Annotated in this window: 19 protein-coding genes; 6 read left to right on the forward strand and 13 right to left on the reverse strand. The window is 62.0% G+C overall.

Features of this window, described 5'->3' with window-relative positions:
- Nucleotides 1–4: 4 nt before the first annotated feature.
- On the reverse strand, nucleotides 5–301 hold the full coding sequence (locus IHQ71_RS20570) for a DUF6958 family protein (RefSeq protein ID WP_258158293.1): 297 nt from the start codon (nucleotides 299–301) through the stop codon (nucleotides 5–7).
- A gap of 175 nt (nucleotides 302–476) precedes the next feature.
- On the opposite strand from IHQ71_RS20570, the gene IHQ71_RS20575 reads away from it, so the two are divergent.
- Nucleotides 477–1,457: an MBL fold metallo-hydrolase gene (locus IHQ71_RS20575; RefSeq protein WP_258158294.1), complete on the forward strand. Its 981-nt coding sequence runs from the start codon at nucleotides 477–479 to the stop codon at nucleotides 1,455–1,457.
- A gap of 64 nt (nucleotides 1,458–1,521) precedes the next feature.
- On the opposite strand, the gene IHQ71_RS20580 is transcribed toward IHQ71_RS20575, so the two are convergent.
- Nucleotides 1,522–1,971: a hypothetical protein gene (locus IHQ71_RS20580; protein ID WP_258158295.1), complete on the reverse strand. Its 450-nt coding sequence runs from the start codon at nucleotides 1,969–1,971 to the stop codon at nucleotides 1,522–1,524.
- Between the two features lie 162 nt (nucleotides 1,972–2,133).
- The gene (locus IHQ71_RS20585; protein ID WP_258158296.1) at nucleotides 2,134–2,607 is read right to left on the reverse strand and encodes a nucleoside deaminase; all 474 of its coding nucleotides are present in this window, start codon (nucleotides 2,605–2,607) and stop codon (nucleotides 2,134–2,136) included.
- A 179-nt stretch (nucleotides 2,608–2,786) separates the two neighbouring features.
- Here IHQ71_RS20585 and IHQ71_RS20590 point away from each other — a divergent pair, with 179 nt between their 5' ends.
- Nucleotides 2,787–4,253 (forward strand): MATE family efflux transporter, encoded by a 1,467-nt coding sequence (locus IHQ71_RS20590; protein ID WP_258158297.1) that lies wholly within the window; start codon nucleotides 2,787–2,789, stop codon nucleotides 4,251–4,253.
- Here the strand turns inward: IHQ71_RS20590 and IHQ71_RS20595 are convergent.
- From IHQ71_RS20595 to IHQ71_RS20615, 5 genes are all read right to left on the reverse strand, one after another.
- Entirely contained in the window at nucleotides 4,250–6,463 is a 2,214-nt protein-coding gene (locus IHQ71_RS20595; protein WP_258158298.1) for an FAD-dependent oxidoreductase, read from the reverse strand. The genes IHQ71_RS20590 and IHQ71_RS20595 overlap by 4 nt on opposite strands.
- A gap of 34 nt (nucleotides 6,464–6,497) precedes the next feature.
- Nucleotides 6,498–6,644, reverse strand: coding sequence for a hypothetical protein (locus tag IHQ71_RS20600; protein ID WP_258158299.1), 147 nt, complete (start codon nucleotides 6,642–6,644; stop codon nucleotides 6,498–6,500).
- 73 nt (nucleotides 6,645–6,717) lie between these two features.
- Nucleotides 6,718–7,926 carry an acetyl-CoA C-acetyltransferase gene (locus tag IHQ71_RS20605; protein WP_258158300.1) on the reverse strand — a complete coding sequence of 403 codons (1,209 nt, stop codon included), beginning with the start codon at nucleotides 7,924–7,926 and terminating at the stop codon, nucleotides 6,718–6,720.
- Between the two features lie 137 nt (nucleotides 7,927–8,063).
- Nucleotides 8,064–8,435, reverse strand: coding sequence for an endonuclease domain-containing protein (locus IHQ71_RS20610; RefSeq protein WP_258158301.1), 372 nt, complete (start codon nucleotides 8,433–8,435; stop codon nucleotides 8,064–8,066).
- Nucleotides 8,436–8,556: 121 nt separating this feature from the next.
- The gene (locus IHQ71_RS20615; protein ID WP_258158302.1) at nucleotides 8,557–10,350 is read right to left on the reverse strand and encodes an acyl-CoA dehydrogenase C-terminal domain-containing protein; all 1,794 of its coding nucleotides are present in this window, start codon (nucleotides 10,348–10,350) and stop codon (nucleotides 8,557–8,559) included.
- 426 nt (nucleotides 10,351–10,776) lie between these two features.
- Between IHQ71_RS20615 and IHQ71_RS20620 the strand changes: the two genes are divergently transcribed.
- Nucleotides 10,777–14,670 (forward strand): peptidoglycan-binding protein, encoded by a 3,894-nt coding sequence (locus IHQ71_RS20620; RefSeq protein WP_258158303.1) that lies wholly within the window; start codon nucleotides 10,777–10,779, stop codon nucleotides 14,668–14,670.
- Nucleotides 14,671–14,680: 10 nt separating this feature from the next.
- On the opposite strand, the gene IHQ71_RS20625 is transcribed toward IHQ71_RS20620, so the two are convergent.
- Entirely contained in the window at nucleotides 14,681–14,983 is a 303-nt protein-coding gene (locus tag IHQ71_RS20625) for a DNA-binding transcriptional regulator (protein WP_258158304.1), read from the reverse strand.
- Nucleotides 14,976–15,299 carry a type II toxin-antitoxin system RelE/ParE family toxin gene (locus IHQ71_RS20630; protein WP_258158305.1) on the reverse strand — a complete coding sequence of 108 codons (324 nt, stop codon included), beginning with the start codon at nucleotides 15,297–15,299 and terminating at the stop codon, nucleotides 14,976–14,978. Before IHQ71_RS20630 ends, IHQ71_RS20625 begins: the two co-directional genes overlap by 8 nt.
- Before the next feature lie 257 nt (nucleotides 15,300–15,556).
- On the opposite strand from IHQ71_RS20630, the gene IHQ71_RS20635 reads away from it, so the two are divergent.
- The gene (locus IHQ71_RS20635; RefSeq protein WP_258158306.1) at nucleotides 15,557–16,483 is read left to right on the forward strand and encodes a sulfite exporter TauE/SafE family protein; all 927 of its coding nucleotides are present in this window, start codon (nucleotides 15,557–15,559) and stop codon (nucleotides 16,481–16,483) included.
- Complete coding sequence (locus IHQ71_RS20640; protein WP_258158307.1) at nucleotides 16,480–17,277, forward strand: TIGR02186 family protein; 798 nt, start codon at nucleotides 16,480–16,482, stop codon at nucleotides 17,275–17,277. Before IHQ71_RS20635 ends, IHQ71_RS20640 begins: the two co-directional genes overlap by 4 nt.
- A gap of 13 nt (nucleotides 17,278–17,290) precedes the next feature.
- On the opposite strand, the gene IHQ71_RS20645 is transcribed toward IHQ71_RS20640, so the two are convergent.
- Nucleotides 17,291–17,797 (reverse strand): helix-turn-helix domain-containing protein, encoded by a 507-nt coding sequence (locus IHQ71_RS20645; protein ID WP_258158308.1) that lies wholly within the window; start codon nucleotides 17,795–17,797, stop codon nucleotides 17,291–17,293.
- Nucleotides 17,798–17,895: 98 nt separating this feature from the next.
- Between IHQ71_RS20645 and IHQ71_RS20650 the strand changes: the two genes are divergently transcribed.
- Nucleotides 17,896–18,444, forward strand: coding sequence for a dihydrofolate reductase family protein (locus IHQ71_RS20650; RefSeq protein WP_258158309.1), 549 nt, complete (start codon nucleotides 17,896–17,898; stop codon nucleotides 18,442–18,444).
- 59 nt (nucleotides 18,445–18,503) lie between these two features.
- On the opposite strand, the gene pdeM is transcribed toward IHQ71_RS20650, so the two are convergent.
- Together pdeM and IHQ71_RS20660 are read right to left on the reverse strand one after the other, a co-directional pair.
- A complete protein-coding gene (gene pdeM / locus IHQ71_RS20655; protein ID WP_258158310.1) occupies nucleotides 18,504–19,229 on the reverse strand; it encodes a ligase-associated DNA damage response endonuclease PdeM in 726 nt (241 codons plus the stop codon).
- 156 nt (nucleotides 19,230–19,385) lie between these two features.
- Nucleotides 19,386–21,896, reverse strand: a complete 2,511-nt coding sequence (locus IHQ71_RS20660; RefSeq protein ID WP_258158311.1) for a ligase-associated DNA damage response DEXH box helicase — start codon at nucleotides 21,894–21,896, stop codon at nucleotides 19,386–19,388.
- Nucleotides 21,897–21,930: the final 34 nt, after the last annotated feature.

The raw sequence follows: 21,930 nt of genomic DNA on the forward strand, positions 1-21,930 counted from the left end.
AAAATCAGGAGGCCAGGCGCATGCGGATTGGGCTGCCCTTGTCGCGCTTGACGAGGCCCTTTGCCTCCAGGTCCAGTTGAACGGTCTTCGACCACCAGCCGAGGCCCGCGCCATCAGTGAAGGTTTCGCCCGGTAACCGGACCGCAAGTCTCTCGACGATTTCGGCGAGCGTAAGCGGTTTGTCACCTCCGGCGAGCACATCGAGCCAAGCTTGCCGCACCAGCCCATAAATGCCGGCATCGACGCTATATGTCTTGCTCGGATGATTGACATTCTCGATATCGATTTTCGTTGCGGTCATGGCGGCCTCCATGGGGTTGATGGAAGAATGACGTGTGCGATCAGTCAATCCCGACAGCATGTGCGGAAATATCCTCCTCACCCGATCGTGATTACCCTCGATCAATCGTGACTTTCATCCTCCGCCCGGTCTGGGCAACCTCCCCGTCTTGACGAAAAGCAAATGGAGGAACGATATGCCACACTTGCCATTGACCCGACGCAGCCTCTTTATTTCGTCCGCGACGCTGCTTGCCGCGCCCGCAATCCTGACCCGGTCAAGCTTTGCCCAGACCGCGCCCGAGGACACCATGAACACCATGCCCGAGACCAAGAGCTTCAACATCGGCAAGTTCAAGGTCGCCACGATCCGTGACGGCAAGGTGCTGGCCGAAAGGCCGAACGAGACATTCGGCATCAACCAGAAGCCGGAAGATGTCGCGGCTTTGCTCGAAGCCAACATGCTGCCGGCGGACAAGTTCATCAATTCCTTCGCGCCCACCCTGGTCGATACCGGCAGCGACGTGATCCTGTTCGACACCGGCTTCGGCGAAGGCGGCCGCGAGAAGGGCAACGGCCAGCTTGTCGCCGGCATGCAGACGCTGGGCTACGAACCCTCCCAAGTGACGCTGGTCGTGCTGACCCATATGCATGGCGACCATATCGGCGGCCTGATGGAAGGCGGCAAGCCGGCTTTCGAAAATGCACGCTATGTCGCCGGCCAGGTCGAATACGATTTCTGGAAGGATCCGGCCCGTATCGGCTCGCCGGCCGAGAACGGCCACAAGGGCGTACTGAAAAATGTCGTGCCGCTCGCCGAGAAGATGACCTTCGTCAAGGAAGGCTCGGAAGTTGCGCCCGGCATCGTGGCGCATGAGGCCTTCGGCCATTCGCCCGGCCACCTGGTCTTCCGGCTGGAATCCGACGGCAAGGGCCTGATCATCACCGGCGATACCGCCAACCACTATGTGTTGTCGCTGCAGAACCCGGATTGGGAAGTGCGCTTCGACGCCGACAAGGCGGCTGCGGCAGCATCACGCCACAAGGTATTCGACATGATCGCGGCCGAGAAGCTGCCCTTCGTCGGCTATCACATGCCCTACCCGGCCGCAGGCTTCGTGGAGAAAGCCGGTAATGGCTATCGCTATGTTCCGGTGACCTATCAGTTCGAGATTTGACCCGATCTCACAGGCAATGAAAAAGGCGCGCCCCCAGTGGCGCGCTCTTTGGTTTCGTCACCCATTACGAGGACGTCTTCAATTTCGTGTTGCACAGGCTGTAATAGCCGCCGCCCTTCTGGATCCATTTCAGCGAACCCAGCGTATTGTTGGCCTTGTTCTGGTGATAGGCGTCGACGCAGGTATGGAGACGACCCTTGCCAGCGGATTCGGACGAGTATTTCGCGGCAATCGCCTTGGGGAACATCACACCCTTGGGCGCCGCAGCCGTTGCCTTTTCAGGCTCCTCGTCGGCATCCATCGAGACATCCGGCTCGGCGGTCGCGTCGGCGCCGCACTGTGCCTTGCGGAAGTCGTTCCACTTCACATTCTTGGCCGACCCGTCCTTCTGGGCGATCTTGTATTTGGAACTGCACTCTTTCATCGTCAATGCCGAGGCCGGCGTCGCCGCCGCGAAGATTGCCACGGACCCTAGAAGTGCGAGAGAAGTGAGGATTGCGGCTCGACTCGACATGGAAAATCTCCTTCCAGTTGCACGATTGCGAATGCTACCATCGGATTCGCAAAACCACTTGTCAATGCGGTAAACCACATGAGGAAGCCTTCCCGAACACTGGCGGATTGATGGCAAAACAGAGAAGCAAGTGGCCTTCAGGACAGGTCGATGACGAGGGCTCTATGCCTTGCCCAGATGTTTGGGCCAGAATTCCTGATGTATTGCGGCGGCTTCCTCTTCAAGGTTCGTCGGACCGACGACGGTGACGATGCGCGCGCCGGTTTGCAACACCGCCCGACTCGGTACGTTCAACCCGATCCCGGCGATCTCGCCAAGCCGCGTTTCGGAACACGCAAACACCATCCGCCCGATGCCTGACCAGTAAATCGCGCCGGAGCACATCGCGCACGGCTCCGTGCTGGTGTAAAGCGTGCAGTCAGCGAGAAAAGCCGTGTCGTAGTGTTTCGCCGCCAGCTTAACCAGGTTCATCTCGGCGTGGTTCGTCATATCGTGGCCGGTGAAGACGCTGTTTTCGGCGCGCAGGATGACTTCGCCGTCCTTCACCAGCACCGCGCCAAACGGTTCGTCGCCGTTTTCCATCGCGGATTTCGAGAGCGCAATCGCCTCGTGCAAGAACGGCTCGTGGTTTTCCATCAGAGTCTCCCTCCCAAAAACTGGCGCGAGACAACTTTGTATTAAATCGAAGGGATTTCATAGAGGCTGCAAATCGGATTTAAGATCGGCGAACTGTGTCGCCGCAACCGTCAGCTTCTGGCTCCAATCAACGGGTCCTTGAGTCTAGGCGGCAAAGCCGCTCGCCAAAGGGTGTTCAAATGACCGTGGATGATAGGAAGCCTGCGCGCCCGGGACGAGATCTGACGACCGGACCGATCGCCTCGACGCTGCTGATCTTCGCGCTGCCGGTGCTCGGCTCGAACGTGCTGCAATCGCTGAACGGCTCAGTCAATGCGGTCTTCGTGGGCCGATTTCTCGGCGAGACGGCGCTGGCGGCGACCTCCAACGCCAATCTGGTTCTGTTCCTGCTGCTCGGCACGATGTTCGGCATCGGCATGGCGGCGACTATTCTTGTCGCTCAATCCTTCGGTGCCAGGAACATTGCGGAGGCCAAGCGCGTGGTCGGCACCAGCGCGGCCTTCTTCTTCCTGCTGTCCGCGATCTTCGCCATCTGCGGCTGGATTTTCGTGGACCGGATTCTGGGTCTGCTCGGCACGCCACAGGATGCCCTGCCACTGGCGCGGGAATATCTTCGCATTATCTTCGTGGCAGTGCCGGCGATGAGCCTGTTGTCCTTCGTGATGACCATCCTGCGCGGCGCGGGCGATTCCCGCACGCCGTTCATTTTCATGGCCGTGGCAGTCGTGCTCGACATAGCACTCAATCCGCTGCTGATCACGGGCGCCGGACCGTTTCCGGAACTCGGCATCGCGGGCTCGGCCATGTCGACTCTCATCGGCCAGAGCGTCAGCGTCGTGGCGATCCTGATCCTGCTTTATGCGCGCTCGCATCCGCTCGCGCTCAGGGGCGCCGATCTCGCTCTGCTCCGTCCCGATCCCAGGCTGCTCAAGGTCATCGTACTCAAGGGCATTCCGATGGGACTGCAGATGATCGTCATCTCGGTCTCCGCGCTGATGCTGATGGGGCTGGTCAATTCGTACGGATCCCACACGGCGGCGGCTTACGGCGTCGCGGCCCAGCTCTGGACCTATATCCAGATGCCGGCACTGGCGATCGGTGCGGCGGTCTCCTCCATGGCGGCGCAGAATGTCGGCGCCAGGCGCTGGGATCGGATCGGCCAGATCACGCGCTCCGGCATCGGCTTCAACCTCGTGCTGACCGGTGCTCTCGTCGCCATCCTGTTCCTGTTCGACCGGCCGGTGCTCGGGCTTTTCCTCGCCGAAAGCCCCGCCGCGATCGATACCGCCGTCCACATCAACAACCTCGCCTCGTGGTCCTTTATCCTGTTCGGCGTGACGATCGTAATCTTTGCGACCGTGCGCGCCACCGGCGCGGTGATGCCGCCGCTGATCGTGCTCGCCATCTCGCTGCTGGTGATCCGGACGGGCTTTGCCTATGGCTCTCAATCCTGGCTCGGCACCGATGCGCTGTGGTGGAGCTTTCCGGTCGGCTCGATCTGCTCGCTGGCCTTAGCGCTCGCCTATTTCCGCTTCGGCCGCTGGCGCAGCGTGCATATGCTCGACGCGGAGCGCCCCGCAGCCGGCGAACCGCCGGATACGGGGCTGGGCGTGCCGAGAGAGCGAGCTTTCATCGAGGGCGATTAAGCCGCCTTGTTCTGCTTGTACGGATCGAACCGCGTGTAGAAGGTCTCACCCTTTGCGGCCATGTCCTTGAGCAGCGGTGTCGGTGCGAAGTGGCCGCCGTATTTGGCGGCGAGCTTCTCACAGAGCGCGACGAAGGTCTTCACGCCCATCCCGTCGATATAGCTCAGCGTACCGCCGGTATAGGGCGCGAAGCCGAAACCGAGGATTGAGCCGACATCGGCTTCACGCGGATCGGTGACGATGCCCTCCTCGACGGTGCGGGCCGCTTCGAGCGCGATGGTGGCCAGCAGGCGCTGCTTGAGTTCGTTGAAATCGACCTCTTCGGCAGCCTTCTGCGGGTAGAGATCCCTGAGGCCCGCCCACAGCGACTTCTTGGCCGGCTTCGGCGGATAATCGTAGAAGCCCTTGGTGTTCTTGCGGCCGAGGCGGCCGAGGCCGTTGACCATCTTGTCGACCAGCGCCATGTGTCCCTTCTTGACGGAACTCTCGCCGAGATCGGCGATCTCGGCCTTCATGATCTTGTAGGAGAGGTCGATGGCGACCTCGTCGTTGAGCGACAGCGGGCCGACCGGCATGCCGGCGAACTTGGCAGCGTTCTCGATCATGATGGCCGGCACGCCCTCGGCCAGCATGTCATAGGCCTCGTTGATGTAGCGGAAGACGCAGCGATTGACATAGAAGCCGCGCGTGTCGTTGACGACAACAGGCGTCTTCTTGATGGCGGCGGCATAATCGAGCGCCACGGCGATCGCCTTGTCCTCGGTCTTCTCGCCGAGAATGACCTCGACCAGCATCATCCTGTCGACCGGCGAGAAGAAATGCACGCCGATGAACTGGCCGGGCCGCTTCGAACTCTCGGCTAGGCCGGTGATGGGGAGGGTCGAGGTGTTGGACGCGAAGATCGAGCCTTCGGGCAGCACGGCCTCGACGGCCTCGGTGACGATTTTCTTGACGCCGCGATCCTCGAAGACAGCTTCGATGACGAGATCGGCATCGGAGAGCGCGGAGTAATCCGGCGTTGCGGTGATCAGCGACAGCAGCTTCTCGCCGTCTTCCCTGCTCATCTTGCTCTTGGCGACCGCTCCCTTCACCAGATCCTCGGAATGCGCCTTGCCTTTGTTGGCGGCGTCCTGGTCGCGGTCGATGAGCACGACCGGGATGCCGGCGCGCGCCGTGACATAGGCGATGCCGGCGCCCATGAAGCCAGCGCCGATAACGCCGATCTTCTTGAACTTCGTCGGCTCGATGCCGGCGGGGCGACGGGCGCCCTTGCCGAGTTCCTGCATCGACACGAACAGCGAGCGCACCATCATCTGCGCTTCGGTGGTCTGCAGGATGTTGGTGAAGTAGCGCTGTTCGATCTTCAGGCCCGTGTCGAACGGCACCTGCAGGCCTTCATAGACGCATTTCAGGATGGCATGCGCGCCGGGGTAGTTCATGTTGGTCTCGCGGCGCAGGATCGCGTTGGCCGCCGAGAAGAGCTGCACGCCCTGCGGCGACCAGATCGTACCGCCCGGCGCCTTGAAACCCTTTTTGTCCCAGGGTGCGACGGGATCGACGCCCTTCTTGATGAGTTCCTTCGCCGCCGAGATCAGGCTTTCGGGCTCGACCACTTCGGTCAGCAGGCCGAGTGCCTTGGCGCGCGACGCCGACAGGTCCTGCCCCGTCGTCATGATCTGCAGCGCGTCCTGCGTATTGATCAGGCGCGGCAGGCGCTGGGTGCCACCGGCGCCGGGGAAGATACCGATCTTGACTTCGGGCAGCGCGATCTTCACCGACTTGGAACTGGAGGCGACGCGCGCGTGGCAAGCCATGGCGAGTTCGGTCGCGCCGCCCATGCAGGTACCGTTAATGGCAGCGACCCAGGGCTTGCCACAGGTCTCGATCTTGCGCCACAGCCAGCCCATGCGGCCGGCGGCATCGAAGAGTTTCTTCGTTGCGTTTGCAGGATCGGACGCCCGCGCCTCTTCCATGGTCCGCGCCATGGCGTTGAGCATGGAAATGTCGGCGCCGCCGGAGAACTGCGATTTGCCCGAAGCGAAGACCACGCCCTTGACGGCGCTGTCCGCGACCGTGGCATCGACGATCGCCTCGATCTCGTCCATCACTTCCCGGGTGAAGACATTCATCGACTTGCCGGGCATGTCCCAGGTGACCAGCGCGGTGCCATCGGTATCGGTTTCGACGGTGAAATTCTTGTAATTGCTCATTGAGGAATTTCCTCTTCCCATAAATCTCGAATTGTCAGAAGGCGCCAAGTAGATGGCCGCCAACAGCTGCGATGACGACGATAATGGCGAGCATGGCCAGGATGCCCTTGTTCTCCGCCTGTAGACGGCGAACATGTTCTTTTGGATGGACCTTGAAGGCTTCCGCATGTGCGTCCCTCATGTCCTGATCCAAATTTCGCATCTTGAAGTGCTGTTTCGTTTCGTTCGTATCCCTTGACATGCTGCTGGCCTGTTCAGACGCGTTCGATGATCGTCGCGGTGCCCATGCCGGCGCCGATGCAGAGCGTGACCAGCGCGGTGTTGAGGTCGCGTCGTTCGAGTTCGTCCAGCACCGTGCCGAGGATCATCGCACCGGTAGCGCCGAGCGGATGACCCATGGCGATGGCGCCGCCATTGACGTTGATCCGGTCATGCGGGATGTCGAAAGCCTGCATGTAGCGCAGAACTACGGCGGCGAAGGCTTCGTTGAGCTCGAAAAGGTCGATATCGGCGGTTGTCATTCCAGCACGCTTCAGAAGCTTCTCGGTGACGTCAACCGGGCCAGTCAGCATCAGCGCCGGCTCGGAGCCGATATTGGCGATGGCGCGGATGCGGGCGCGTGGCTTCTTGCCGAGCGTCTCGCCGCCGGCCTTGGAGCCGACCAGTACGGCGGCGGCGCCATCGACGATGCCGGATGAATTGCCGGCATGGTGGACATAGTTGATCTTCTCGACATCTGGATGGGCCTGGATGGCCACGGCATCGAAGCCGCCCATCTCGCCCATCATGGTGAAGGAGGCCTGCAGTGCGGCCAGCGCCTGCATGTCGGTCGTCGGCCGCATGTGCTCGTCGCGGTCGAGGATGACCATGCCGTTGATATCGGTGACCGGGACGACGGAATTCTTGAAATAGCCATTCTGCCAGGCGTGTCCCGCGCGCTTCTGGCTCTCGACGGCATAGGCGTCGACATCGTCGCGGGAGAAGCCGTATTTGGTGGCGATCAGGTCGGCCGACACGCCCTGCGGCATGAAATAGGCGGGCACCGCCACGGAGGGATCGACCGGCCAGGCGCCGCCCGACATGCCCATGCCGACGCGGCTCATGCTCTCGACACCACCGGCGATGATCAGATCGTCAGCACCCTGTGCCACCTTGGCGGCGGCGAGGTTGACGGCATCGAGACCCGAGGCGCAGAAACGCGAGATCTGCATGCCGGGCGCGCGATTGGAGTAACCGGCCTCGAAGGCGGCGGCGCGCGGGATCACCGAACCCGCTTCCATCACGGGATCAACGCAGCCGAAGATGATGTCATCGACGGTGTTGGTGTCGATGCCGTTGCGGTCACGCAGCCATTCCAGCGTATGCGCGGCAAGCCGCACCGGCGGCACTTCGTGGAGCGAACCATCCTTCTTGCCGCGCCCACGGGGGGTGCGGACGTGGTCGTAGATATAGGCTTCGGTCATGGCGTGGTTCTCCCTGGGCGGTCCGCGAGATTTTGTTTGTTTGTCATTGGGGCGATACAGTCGCCACGAGTCACTCTCCCCCCTTGTGGGGGAGATGTCCGGCAGGACAGAAGGGGGGTAATGCATGGCACCACCTGTCATTCGAATTTTTCCACTCCGATTGTCCTGATGATAGCGTCACAAACGGCGTCGATACTTTTCAAGGGCTCGTCATTCCAGAACCGAAGCACTGTCCAGCCGTCAGCTTCTAACCGCGCTGTGCGAATCTTATCATATAGCTGGTCACGATCATTGCCATGCTGCGAGCCATCGACCTCGACAATTAGTTTGTGATCCGCGCACGCGAAGTCAACGATGTAGCCGGCAATTGGCATCTGACGACGGAAACTAAGGCCCATGAGACGGTGTGCACGGAGTTCGTTCCAGAGGGCGCGCTCTGCGTCGGTCATCTCGTGGCGCATGCGACGGGCGTTCGAGCGGGCGCGGTCGGGGATCTTAGCGTGAGGCAAGTGCTGCCTCCGTTAGGGCGTGCTTGTGATACCCCCCTCTGTCCTGCCGGACATCTCCCCCACAAGGGGGGAGAGTGACTCGTGGCGACCGCACCGCCCAAAACCAACCACTGAGCATCATTCAAAACGCCGCCCCGTCCAGCGCCATGACGCTATCAGCACCCGCTTCAATCCTTGCCTTGCGCAAGGCCGTCTCCGGCATCAGCCGCTCCATGAAGAACCGCGCCGTGACGAGCTTGTTGTTGAGGAACTCCGTCCGCGCGTCGCCCGCGTCCAGCCGTTCATACGCTGCCTTGGCGCTCTTGCCCCACATGAAGCCGAGGATGACGAGGCCGAAGAGGTGCATGTAATCGGTGGCGCCGGCGCCGGCATTGTCGGGCTTGGCCATGGCATTGCTCATGAACCACATGGTGGATGCCTGAAGGTCGTTGAGGCCCTTCTTGAGCGACTTAGTGAAGGGTGCCAAGCGTTCGTCGGCGCGGTTCTCCTCGCAGAAATCGCCGATCTCCTTGAACACGGCCATCATGGCGCGGCCGCCATTGGCGGCGAGCTTGCGGCCGACGAGGTCCATCGCCTGCACGCCGTTGGCGCCCTCATAGAGCATGGTGATGCGCGCATCGCGGACATACTGGCTCATGCCGTTTTCCTCGATATAGCCGTGGCCGCCGAACATCTGCTGGGCCTGCACGGCATTCTCGAAGCCGCGATCGGTCATCACGCCCTTGAGAACAGGCGTCATGATCGAGAGGATGTCATCGGCCTTCTGGCGCTCGGCTTCATCGGGAGAGCGATGCGCGATATCGGATTGCAGCGCGGTATAGAGCAGGAAGGCGCGGCCGGCTTCGTTGATCGAACGGATCTGCATCAGCGTGCGGCGGACATCGGCATGCACGATGATCGGGTCCGCCTTCTTGTCCGGCGCCTTGGGGCCTGTCAGCGAGCGGCCCTGGATGCGTTCGCGGGCATAGTGGACGGCGCTCTGGTAGGCGGCCTCCGAGATCGCCAGGCCCTGGAGGCCGACGCCGAGGCGGGCCTCGTTCATCATCACGAACATCGCGGCGAGGCCCCGGTTCTCGGCCCCGATCAGGTAGCCGGTCGCCTCATCATGGTTGATGACGCAGGTGGCGTTGCCGTGGATGCCCATCTTGTGCTCGATCGCACCGCAGGAGACGCCGTTCCTGGCGCCGACCGAACCATCGGCATTGACGATGAACTTCGGCACGATGAACAGCGAAATGCCCTTGGTGCCCTCGGGGGCGCCTTCGATGCGCGCCAGCACGAGATGGACGATATTCTCCGTCATGTCGTGTTCGCCGGCGGAGATGAAAATCTTCTGGCCTGATATCTTGTAGCTGCCATCCGGCTGCGGCACGGCCTTGGTGCGGAGCAGGCCGAGATCGGTGCCGCAATGCGGCTCGGTGAGGTTCATGGTGCCCGACCATTTGCCAGATACCATATTGGGCACGTAGGTCTTCTTCTGCTCTTCCGAGCCATGGACGAGAATGGCGGCGACCGCGCCGTTGGTCAGACCCGGATACATCATCAGCGCCATGTTGGCGGACGACATATATTCGCCGACGGCGCTGTGAAGCGTGTAGGGCAGGTTCTGGCCGCCGAACTCCTCCGGCACCGAAAGACCGGACCAGCCGCCTTCGCAGTAAGCATCATAGGCCTGCTTGAAGCCCTTGGGCGGCGTCACCGAACCGTCGGCGTGGCGCGTGCAGCCTTCCTGGTCGCCGGAGAGATTGAGCGGGAAGAAAACTTCTTCGGAAATCTTCGCGGCCTCGCCGGAGATCGCTTCGATCATGTCGGGCGTGGCGTCCGCGAAACCCGGGAGGTTGTGATATTTCTCGAGTCCCAGAACGTCATTGAGAACGAACAGCGTGTCTTCGACGGGCGCCTTGTAAACGGGCATTTCAGGTCTCCTCACCCAATCCGGCTTTGCTCTTGCGATGCCATCTCTACTACAAAACTTTGACGTTTGCGTAAACGTCAAAAATCATTTTCGAACAGTTTGCGGACGCTCCCGGCCTGCCTCCCTGATCTGGCTTCCCGGAATGACGATAGGGCGCCTCGCTTGGGCAAGGATGGATTCATTGAGGGTTTGGGAACGCAAACTACGGGGCAAATGACCAAAAACCATGCCCAAAACCCGAAAGGTTAAAGAATTTTCATTCGGGTTAACGGGTTGTTTACCACGATTTGTAAAACCTCGTTAATGAAAAGCGGCGCGAGTATTCGATTTGGCCCGCTCTCCGCATTAGTCTGTCCAGTCCCAGTCAGCCCGGCGAAAGTCCTGCTGGCTACTGTTCGAGGACGAAGGACTGCCCGGAGAGCTGGCTTGATCGGCGCCGGTGACAGCAACGCCGGTAGTTTCCGGCAGGGAGTCGAGCGGGCTGCTGATATGAACGGATCGCGATCAAACACCCCCAATGGCGGCAAGTCCTCGCTGGACCAGCTCAATCGCACGATCGAAGGGCTGGAGGCGCGGATACAGGGCCTCATGGGCGAGAAAAACCAGATGAAGCCGTCCGGGCGAAGCCCTGTCGACGAGATCCTGGAGCGCCAGCGCTCGCTGGGCAGCACCCGCGAACGCGTATCCGCCGTCATGGAACGCGGCAGACCCGAACCCCAGAGATACGAAGCGCCCGTTTACGAACAGCCCCAACGCATGAACGAGCCCGCATGGGATCGCCCCGCGCCCCGCGTCGCGGCCCCCGACCCGGCCATCGGTGAGATCGCCGCGACGCTTGCGGCTCTGCGCGAAGAACTGCATCGCGAACTTGGCGACGGCCTGCAGGGCAGCCTGAGCGAGCTGAAGAACGAAATGCGCAGCCTGACGGCAGCCGCCGCGACCGCACCACAGGGCGGCGTGGAAGACCTGCACGACGACCTGATGGTGCTCGCGCAGTCGCTCGACAAGCTCGAAGGCGCCAGCCGCAACATGGATACGCGCCCTCTGCGCGCCGATCTCGACGAGCTTCGCGCCATGCTAGGCGGCGTCGCCCGAGAAGACAGCGTGCGCGGTCTCGAAGCGCGCTTCGCAAATACAGAAAAGGCGATTTCCGGCTTCAGCCCCGATGCGCTGAAGGAGGAGCTGGTTCAGCTCGCCTGGCGGATCGACGGCATCAAGTCGGGCCTCGGCGAGATGAGCGCGGCCCCCGCGGTCAAGGCGCTCGAGGACAAGCTGCTCGCCGTCGCCAATGCGGTGGAGATGCTCGGCCGCAAGATGCAGGGCCAGAATGCGATCGCCCAGCAACATACTGCCATTGCCGAACAGTTCTCCGGTCTCGACCAGCGGCTCGATGAAATCACCCGCGCCATTGCGGCCTCTGCCCGGCCATCCGGCTCGGTGCTCGACGGTGCTGCGCTGCAGCGGCTCGAAAACCGGATCGAGGACCTTGTCGATCATATCGGCGCGATGCAGACCGCAAACCCCGCCGACGAGGTCGCCGCGCGCATCGAGGCGCTCACCGCCCGCATCGAGGAGATGGCGACCGAGGAAGCCACCCGCAAACTCGAAGACAGGCTCGGCCAGCTTTCCAGCCTGATCGAGCGGAATTTCCGCGAGGGCGCGGCACCCGCTGCCTTCACCGGCCATCTCGAGGATATTTCCCGCAAGATCGATGGTCTTGGCGGCGGCAATGCCGATGCGCTGATCGATCGTCTTGAAATGCTGTCGCGCAAGATCGACGAGATCGAATTGCCGGCAACTGTAGCAGCTGTGGCATCGACCGAATCGGCGGCAATGACACGGCTTGAAAGCCGGCTGGCCGATATCGCCGCCCGCCTCGACGAAAGTGCGGCAGCGCCGGCCACCGACGAGGGTGCGCTCAAGAGCCTCGAAAAGCAGATCGCCAACCTTTCGGGCCTGCTCAACCAGCCGGGGACGGCGATGCCGGTTGCATCCGGCCTGCCGGAAGACTTCGGCACCCGGATGAACGCCATCGAGGACTATATCGCTTCCAGCGACGAGTTCATCGTCGAAGCGGCGCGCCAGGCGGCGGAAACGGTCGTCGAGGCCTATTCCCGCAACGGCTTTGCCGCGCAGCAGGGCGTCAGCGCCTCCGAAATGCAGGCGCTCAGCGGCCTGGCCGAAGATCTCCGCACACTGGAATCGCATAGCCGCTCCAGCGAGGAACGGACCCAGGCAACCTTCGAAGCATTGCACGAGACCCTTGTACAGATCGCCGGCCGGCTGAACGATCTCGGCACGCCTGCGCCCACCGAGCGTTACGTCGAGCGCGCAGCCCCGGTTCAGGAACCCGTCCGCGAAAGCCGCGAACGGCTGATGGAAACGGTCGCCATGCCAAAGGCACCGCAGCCGGAATTTGCCAATGTCGACCTGCTGGCCGATGAGCCGCAGCTGCGCCGCGCACCTGAGAATTCCAAGGTCGCGGTGTTCGACGAAGAAGAGATGATGCCGGCCGAGGAAGCCGCCTCGGACGATCTCGTGGCGGCCAACCCGACGCCGATGACGGCGAAGGCCGAGCCCAGGGCGTCGAAGAGCCTGATCGCCGGCCTTGCCGCGAAATTGAAGCCCGGCAAGAAGGACAAGACCAAGGACGCGGCCCGCGTCTCGATCGAGCCGGCGCCCGCGCTCGATCCGGGCGAGGCTGTCGTCACTGCGGAACCCAACATGCTCCTGGAGCCCGGCTCCGGCGTGCCCGATGTGAAGAAAATCCTCGAGAAGGTTCGCAATGGCCAGCAGAACGGCAAGCGCGACGCCGCTATGCCTGGCAGTTCGAGCGATGTGATCGCCGCTGCCCGCCGTGCCGCCCAGGCCGCCGCTGCGGAAGCCGGCGCCCAGAAATTCGCCCAGCCGACCGCCTTCAAGAAGGAAAAGCAGCCGTCGAAATCGATGTTCGGCGGCATGGGCAGCAACCGCCGCCCGATCCTGCTCGCGGCCGCCGCCGTGCTGCTGGTGGTGATGTCCTATCCGCTGGTGTCCAACCTGATCGGCAATCGCGATGCCGCGGTCGTGGCGCCGGAAGTCGCCCAGGAACGTGCGATCGACATTCCCGCCGAGACGACGAATGCCGCCACGACGGATACACCGGTGGTAAACGATGCTGCGGCGCCGGTCGAAGCCGAAAAGCCGGTGGACGATGCTGCTGCGCCGGTGGATACGACTCCCGTAGAGGAGACCGCATCCGACAAGATGATGGCGCCAGTCGAGAGCACCGACAGTGCATCCGTGCTGGAGAAGCCGGCCGATGCGACGCCTGAGGCCGTCACAGCCGAGGCGCCTAGGGATGCGGCCGTTCCCGCCGAAACCACGGACACCACACCCGTCGCCGAAGAGCAAAAGGCAGCCGACCAGGCCGCCGAGGTTCCGGCGGACAAGCAGGCATCGGCTAAGACCGAGGTCGGGGTCCCCGCCGGTCTGACTCCGGCTTCACTCGCCGAAGCTGTCAAGAAGGGCGATCCGCTCGCCTATTTCGAAATCGGCGCCCGCTATACCGATGGCCGTGGTGGCGTCAAAGTCAACCTGGCCGAAGCATCCAAATGGTATGCGCTCGCCGCCGACAAGGGTAATGCACCGGCCGAATACCGGCTGGCGAATTTCTATGAGAAGGGCACCGGCGTCACCCGCGATATCGCCAAGGCGCAGACGCTCTACACGGCTGCGGCCGACAAGGGCAATGCCAGCGCCATGCACAATCTCGCCGTGCTCTACGCGACGGGCGTCGGCGGCACGCCGGATTTCGCGCAAGCCGCGCATTGGTTCACCGAGGCGGCCGATCTTAATGTGCGCGACAGCCAGTTCAACCTCGCGATCCTCTACGCACGCGGCAACGGCGTACCGCAGGATCTCACGGAATCCTACAAGTGGTTTGCGATCGCCGCTCGCGAAGGCGACCAGGACGCCGCCCAGAAGCGTGACGAGGTGGCAAACGCCCTTTCGCCCGAACAGTTGAAGAGCGCCAAGGCCAAGCTCGATCTCTGGAAGCCGAAGGCAATGAACGACGCCGCCAACACGCCGATGGTGCCGGACGAATGGCTTGCCAAGGGCAAGACAACCGCGACCGTCGACATGAAACGTGCGATCCGCAACATCCAGGCAATCCTCAACAACAACGGCTTCGACGCCGGCAAGCCGGATGGCGAGATGGGCAAGAAGACCGTCACGGCAATCAAGGCTTTCCAGAAATCGGTCGGCCAGGAACCTAGTGGCCGCATCGACGATGCCCTGGTCAAGGAACTCCTCAAGCGCAACAAGGTGAAGAGCTAAGCGAGCGGCGTCAGGCCGCTTGTGCGGCCTTCTCGGCTGCTTCCGGCGATTGTTCGATGATCCTGAGAAGCAGGCGCGCTGCCGGGTCGGGCTTGCGCCTTCCTTGTTCCCAATTATTCATCGTGGACGCTGGAATTCCAAAGCGCTTTTCGAATGCCTTGGTGGATTTCGCATAGCGCTTTCGGATTTCCTTGATCTTCGAGGCCGGCATCGGGTCGAAATTGACCGTTTCGAGCGCGAGTGTGCCGCGCTTCCACTCGATCGCTTCCTTCAATCCCTCGAGAATGCCATTGGCAATATCGTCGTCAGCCATTTTTGAATTCCCTTAAGAGCGCGACAATTGCCTTCTTCTGATCAGGAGAAAGGTCTTCGCGTTCACTTTTTGCGTAGGCGGTAATCATCAGCACCATTTCATCTGACATCATCAGATAATAGATCGCACGACCACCACCACGCTTGCCTCTGTTGCGCATGGCGAAACGAATTTTCCGAAGGCCCTCCAGCCCGGGAATCAGATCGCCAGCTTCTGGATTGATCGCAATTGCTTCTTCCAGCGCAGACCATTCAAGCTCGGATACGCCCATGCGCTTGAGATCCTTGATGTAGCGCTGGGTGCGTATGATGTTCATGGACGAATATTACGCCATTGGCGCAATCTGTCAATTATATGCGAAGAGAGAATTAAGAAGACCGCCATACACGACTTAACCTGTCTACAATACAGTGAAAATCTAAATTAATTAAACTTGAAATCAGGTCGGCGGGCTGGTTGACAGCCACAATTGCCCGGCGCAAGAGTTTATTAAAATCAATATGTAACGATCGCAAACAGGCCCGGAAAAACTCCCGCCTGTCCTGCTTGTATTGCGAAAAAGGCTCAAGGCCAGTGACGATCTACCTGCCCATCGCCGAGCTTTCGGTGAACATCTTCATCATACTGGGCATGGGCGCGGCCGTCGGCTTTCTCTCCGGCATGTTCGGTGTCGGCGGCGGGTTCCTGATCACGCCACTCCTGATCTTCTACAATGTGCCGCCCGCGATCGCGGTGGCGACCGGCGCCAACCAGGTCGTCGCCTCCTCGATCTCGGGCGCGATCACCCATTTCCGGCGCGGAACGCTGGATTTCAAGCTCGGCGGCGTGCTGCTCGCGGGGGGCTTGGCCGGCGCCACGCTGGGCATCTGGATATTCCAGGCGCTGAAGAAGTTGGGCCAGCTCGATCTCATGATCTCGCTCCTCTATGTCGTGCTGCTCTCGTCCGTCGGCACGATGATGATGTGGGAGAGCGTCAACGCCATCCGCCGCGCCCGCCGCAATGAGACGGTCACCCTCAATCGCAGCGGCCAGCACAACTGGGTGCATCGGCTGCCGTTCAAGATGCGGTTCAAGAAGTCGAAGATCTATCTCTCGGTCATCCCGGTGGTGGCGCTCGGCTTCGGCGTCGGCGTGCTGACCTCGATCATGGGTGTCGGCGGCGGCTTCATCATGGTGCCGGCGATGATCTACCTGCTGCGGATCCCGACCAGCGTCGTCGTCGGCACCTCGCTGTTCCAGATCATCTTCGTATCCACCTATGCGACGATCATCCAGGCGGTGGTGAACAATTCCGTCGATATCGTGCTGGCCTTCATCCTGATGCTTGCCGGCGTGGTCGCCGCGCAATATGGCGTGCGCGCCGGCCAGAAGCTGAAGGCCGAGCAACTGCGCGCGCTTCTCGCCATCCTGATCCTCGCGGTCGGCGCCCGGTTGGCGCTCGATCTCTTCACACCGCCGGCGGATATCTATTCGATCGTGCGCTCGGGAGCCGTGCGATGAGAGGCCCGGTGACAATAGCGCTGCTGCTGCTGACGGCGGTGAATGCCGTAGCACAGGTGGCGGCTCCGGAAGACCAGACGCCGCTGCGCGAGGCGCTCAATATCGGCATATCCTCGACCGAGATCGCCATCGTGCCGGATTTCGCGGGCACCGACGTCACGCTATTCGGAGCGATCGAGAATGTCGATCCGGCGCTGCTCGCCAAGGGCGGCTACGATATCGTGGTGGCGCTGGAGGGCCCGCGCGACCGCATCACCATGCGCCGCAAGGAACGCGTCGCCGGCATCTGGATCAATCGCCATTCGGTGGTGTTCGAGGCGATGCCGGAATCCTATTCGATGGCCTCGACGCGCGACATAGACAAGATCGCGCGCAGCAGTGAACTCGTGACCCATTCCGTCGGACTGCCGCGCGCGCGCATCGTGCCGTCGTCCTTCTCGGGCCGGGCCGAGGATGTGGCGCTCTATCGCGACGCGTTCCTGAAGCTGAAGGAGGATTCGCGCCTCTACCAGACCAATCCCGGCGGCGTGAAATTCGTCTCCTCGTCGCTCTTCGCCGCGACGATCCATATCCCTGCGGATATCCCGAATGGTGCGCACACCATCCGCGCCTACCTGTTCAGGGAAGGCCGCTTCTTCGACGAGAAGACGCTACAGATGAGCGTCGTCAAGACGGGCGTCGAGGAGGCCATAACCGCCGCCGCCTTCGACCAGCCGCTGCTCTACGGGATGTTTTCCGTGCTGCTCGCGGTGCTTACCGGATGGACGGCGAGCCTGATGTTCCGGCGGGATTGAGATAGCACGCGCTTTACGCCGCAACCTCGTTCTGCTTTCTCGCCACGACTTCTTCGTACGCCGCGCGCAATTCCCCGAACACCGATCTCTCGGGCGCTGGTGCGCCGAGATGCAGATGGCGAAGCTCTTCCATGAAGCCCTCCCACATCTTTGGGCCGCCGTTTTCCAGAAGCTCGGCGCGAATTGATAGTTCTTCTGAAACGGCCAGGAACTTGCGGCCCCACGTGCCCATTGCCGCGAAGACCGGCACCAGCTGGATGCCCATCTCAGTGAGGCTGTAGATCGATTTCTGCTTGTGGCTGGGATCGTCGACCTTGCTCAGCAGCCCCTCCTCCACCAGCCGCTTGAGCCGGTCGGCGAGGATGTTGGAGGCAATGCCCTCCTGGGATTTCGACAGCAGTTCGCGAAAATGCCGGCGATTGCCGAACATCATGTCGCGCAGCACGATGAGGCTCCAGCGATCACCGAGGATTTCCAGCGTCAGGTTGATCGGACAACCCGACCGATGTGCGTCTTTCATCTTTTTCTCCTAAACCACTTGCAATATAAAACCAGTTTTGCTACAAATCAACCGATTGCAAAACGCAACTGGTTAGCGACCCCATTGGAGGAATTGAAATGGCTAAGCTCATCGCATGGAACATCCTGTCGCTCGACGGCTTCTTCGAAGGCGAGGAGAAGTGGGATCTGGAACTGCACAATTTCGCCTGGGGTCCGGAGCTCGAGAAGTTGAGCGACGAATTCGGCGAGAAGGCCGCCGCCCTGGTCTTCGGCCGCGTGACCTATGAGGGCATGCGCGACTACTGGACCAAGTCCGAGCCTTCCACGACGACAACCTACATGAACGCCCTGCCGAAGCTGGTGGCATCCCGCACCCAGAAGACTTCGGAATGGAACAACACTGTCATGACCGATGACATCGAGGGCGAGATCGCCCGCATGCGCCGGGAGGATAAGAAGAATTCCTATATCTTCGGGAGTGCCGAGCTCACACATTCGCTTATGCAGGCCGGCCTGATCGACGAGTTGATGATCTGCTACGCGCCTGTTGCCATCGGCAAGGGCAACCCGTTCTTCAAAGGCAAGGTGAAGGTCGAACTGATCGAAGCCAAGGGGCTTGCCGGCGGCGGCGTGCTCGTGCGCTATCGGCCGGAAAACGTGAAGTGACCACCACAGCGCCGCGCGGCTGGACTGACGAGCGAAAGACGCCGTGGCGAAAGGAAAGCTCAGCCGTTCAGGCGGCTATAGGAAATGGAGTGGACGCGGCCCTGGCCCAGCATATGGGCAACGAGGCGCGTCTTCTCGAACAGGCCGGCAAAGGCCTTGTGGCGGAGATCGAGCCCGCCGGTCATCACGCCGAAGGACGGCATGATCAGCCGCTTGCCGTCAGTGGCAAAACAGGGGCGACGCACGCCGCGCTCGCGCCGCACCAGCATCGCTGCCGGATGAAGATGACCCGAGATTTCGCCGGCATGCGGCTCCTTCAGCGGATCGTGCCGGAAATGCAGGCCGCCATGGTCAAGCGTTTCGGCTGAAATGCCCGGCAGGTTCTCGACGCCATCGGGATCATGATTGCCCGAGATCCAGATCCATTCACGACCCATCGCCATCTCGCGGATCAGCATGCGGCCAAGTTCCGGCATCTCAGCGGAACCGCGACGATCGTGGAAATTATCACCCAGCGAAACGACGACGCGCGGATTGTGGCGGGCGATGACGGTGCCAAGGATTTTCAGCGTTGCGAACGTATCCCACGGTGGCAGAAGCTGGCCGCGCCGTGCATAGGCGGCACCTTTTTCGAGGTGAAGGTCGGAGACGCAGAGCAGGCCGCAATCGGGGAGATAGATGGCGCCGCCGGGGTCGAGGACAACGGTCTGGCCGTTGAGTTCGGTTTCGATGAAAGCAGTGGGCAGTTGGTCCGAAGTGGCGCGAAGACGAGCGAGGCCGTGCATCAGAGGGCACCCCCCTCTGTCACTTCGTGACATCTCCCCCTCAAGGGGGGAGATTGTTTGGAGGGCGAGGCGCCGCCACATCCGATCTCCCCCCTTGAGGGGGAGATGCCCGGCAGGGCAGAGGGGGGTGTCTTCAAGCCAACGATGCTCACCAATTCATCCCATTGCATCCGCAATCAAATCCTCGGCGGCCTCCTTGAGGAGTTCCTCGTCGGCGGCGCCGCTGACCGATTCCTTGCCGATTTCGAGCATGACCGGGATCGCCAGCGGCGAAATCTGGTCGAGCCGCTGGAGCCTGATATGCCCCTTGATTCGCGCCAGCATATCGCCAAGTCGCTGAATATCCAAAAGCCCCTTTGCCGCGTCACTGCGCGTGGCTTCGAGCAGGATATGGTCGGGTTCATGGGCACGCAGGACATCGTAGATCAGGTCGGCCGAAACAGTAATCTGACGACCGGATTTTTCCTTGCCGGGATGCCGCCGCTCGATCAAGCCCGCGATGACCGCGCAGGCGCGGAACGTGCGCTTGAGGAGATAGGTCTCGTTGAGCCAGGCATCGAGATCGTCGCCAAGCATATCCTCGTCGAAGAGTTTGGCCAGCGAGAGCTTCTTCGCCCCAATCATCGCGCCGATATCCTCCAGGCACCAGATGGCGATCGAATAATCCGTAGCGACGAAGCCGAGCGGCTTGGCGCCGGCGCGGTCCAGCCGCCGGGTGAGCAGCATGCCGAGCGTCTGGTGCGCGAGCCGTCCCTCGAACGGATAGGCGACGAAGTAGAAGCGCTGTCCGCGCGGAAAGGTCTCGATCAGCAATTCGTCGCGCTTCGGCAGGACCGATTTTTCCGCCTGGATCGCCAGCCAGTCGCGCACCTGGTCGGGCAGGCGCTCGCGGCGGGCGGCATCGTCGAGCATGGCGCGCACGCCTTCGGCCAGGAAGGTCGAGAGCGGGAACTTGCCGCCCGCATAGGCGGGAATCCTGGGGTCCTCGGCGCGGGCTTCGGAGGCCAGGCATTCGTTTTCGTGGATGCCCTCGAAGCGCAGAACGCGGCCGCCGAACATGAACGTATCGCCCTGCTTCATCGTCTCCAGAAAGTATTCCTCGACCTGTCCTAGCACCGGCCCTCCGCGCCCGGTCGCACCCCTGCCCTTGCGGACGAGCCGCACGTTCAGCACCGGAGATTCGATGATCGTGCCGATATTGAGCCGGTATTGCGTGGCATAGACCGGGTTGGAGACACGCCACAGCCCGTCGGCGTTCTTGCGGATTTTGGCGTAGCGTTCGTAGGTCCGGAGCGCATAGCCGCCGGTGGCGACGAAATCCAGCGCCCGCTCGTAGGTCTCCCAGCTCAGGTCCGCATAGGGCGAGGCCGAAATGATCTCGTCATAGAGATGAAGCGCATCGAAGGGATCGGCGCAGGCCATGCCCATGATGTGCTGGCAGAGCACGTCGAGTGCGCCGCGCCCGACCGGCGGCGTATCCTGCGCGCCAACATAATTGGCATCGAGCGCGGCCTGGCATTCCATCACCTCGAAGCGGTTGGCCGGGACGAGAATCGCCTTCGACGGCTCATCCATGCGGTGGTTGGAACGGCCGATGCGCTGGGCGAGCCGCGAAGCACCCTTCGGCGCGCCGATATGAATGACGAGATCGACATCGCCCCAATCGAGCCCGAGATCGAGCGTCGAGGTCGCGACCACGGCGCGCAGCTTGTTCTCCGACATCGCAGCCTCGACACGCCGGCGCTGGCCGACATCAAGCGAACCGTGGTGTAGCGCGATCGGCAGCGAATCATCGTTGATTCGCCAGAGCTCCTGGAACAGCATCTCCGCCTGCGAGCGGGTGTTGACGAACAGAATCGTGGTCCTGTGCTCGCCGATCGCCTTGTAGACCTCGCCCATCGCATAGCGCGCCGAGTGGCCCGACCACGGAATGCGTTCCTCGGTATCGAGGATGGTGATAACAGGTCTCGCGCCACCTGACACGGTAACGAGGCCGGATAGCCGCGTCTCCTCCGGCGCCTGCGCGACCAGCCATTTGCGAAGGTCGTCCGGCTCCGCGACGGTCGCCGACAGCCCGATCGTCTTCAGTTTCGGCGCAAGCTTCCTCAGTCGTGCCAGCCCGAGCGACAGCAGATGCCCGCGCTTGGAGGTGACCAGCGAATGGAGCTCGTCGAAGATCACATATTCCATGTCCTTGAAGAAGCGTTCGGCCTCTTTGGAGGCGATGAGCAGCGCCACCTGCTCCGGCGTGGTGAGCAGGATGTCGGGCGGATTGAGTCGCTGGCGGGTGCGCTTGCCCTGCGGCGTATCGCCGGTGCGGGTCTCGATGGAGATATTGAGGCCTATCTCGGAAACGGGACGTTCGAGATTGCGCTCGATATCCACGGCCAGCGCCTTGAGCGGCGAGATGTAGAGCGTGTGGATGCCGCGAAACGCCGAGCCGGGTGGCTTCCGCCCACGCCGCGTCAGCGCGATCATGGATGGCAGGAAACCGGCGAGCGTCTTGCCCGCGCCGGTCGGGGCGATCAGCAGCGCCGATTCTCCCTTGGCCGTCTCATCGACCAGCGCCAACTGGTGCGCGCGCGGCCGCCAGCCCTTGGAGGCAAACCAGCCGGCAAAGGGCTCGGGCAGCATCGCCCCGGTCTCCTCGTTTGCTCGGCTATCCATCCATGATCCTCTGCCTCTGACAAGAGGAAAATAA

The organism is Rhizobium sp. TH2 (genome assembly GCF_024707525.1).
Lineage (GTDB): Bacteria > Pseudomonadota > Alphaproteobacteria > Rhizobiales > Rhizobiaceae > Rhizobium_E.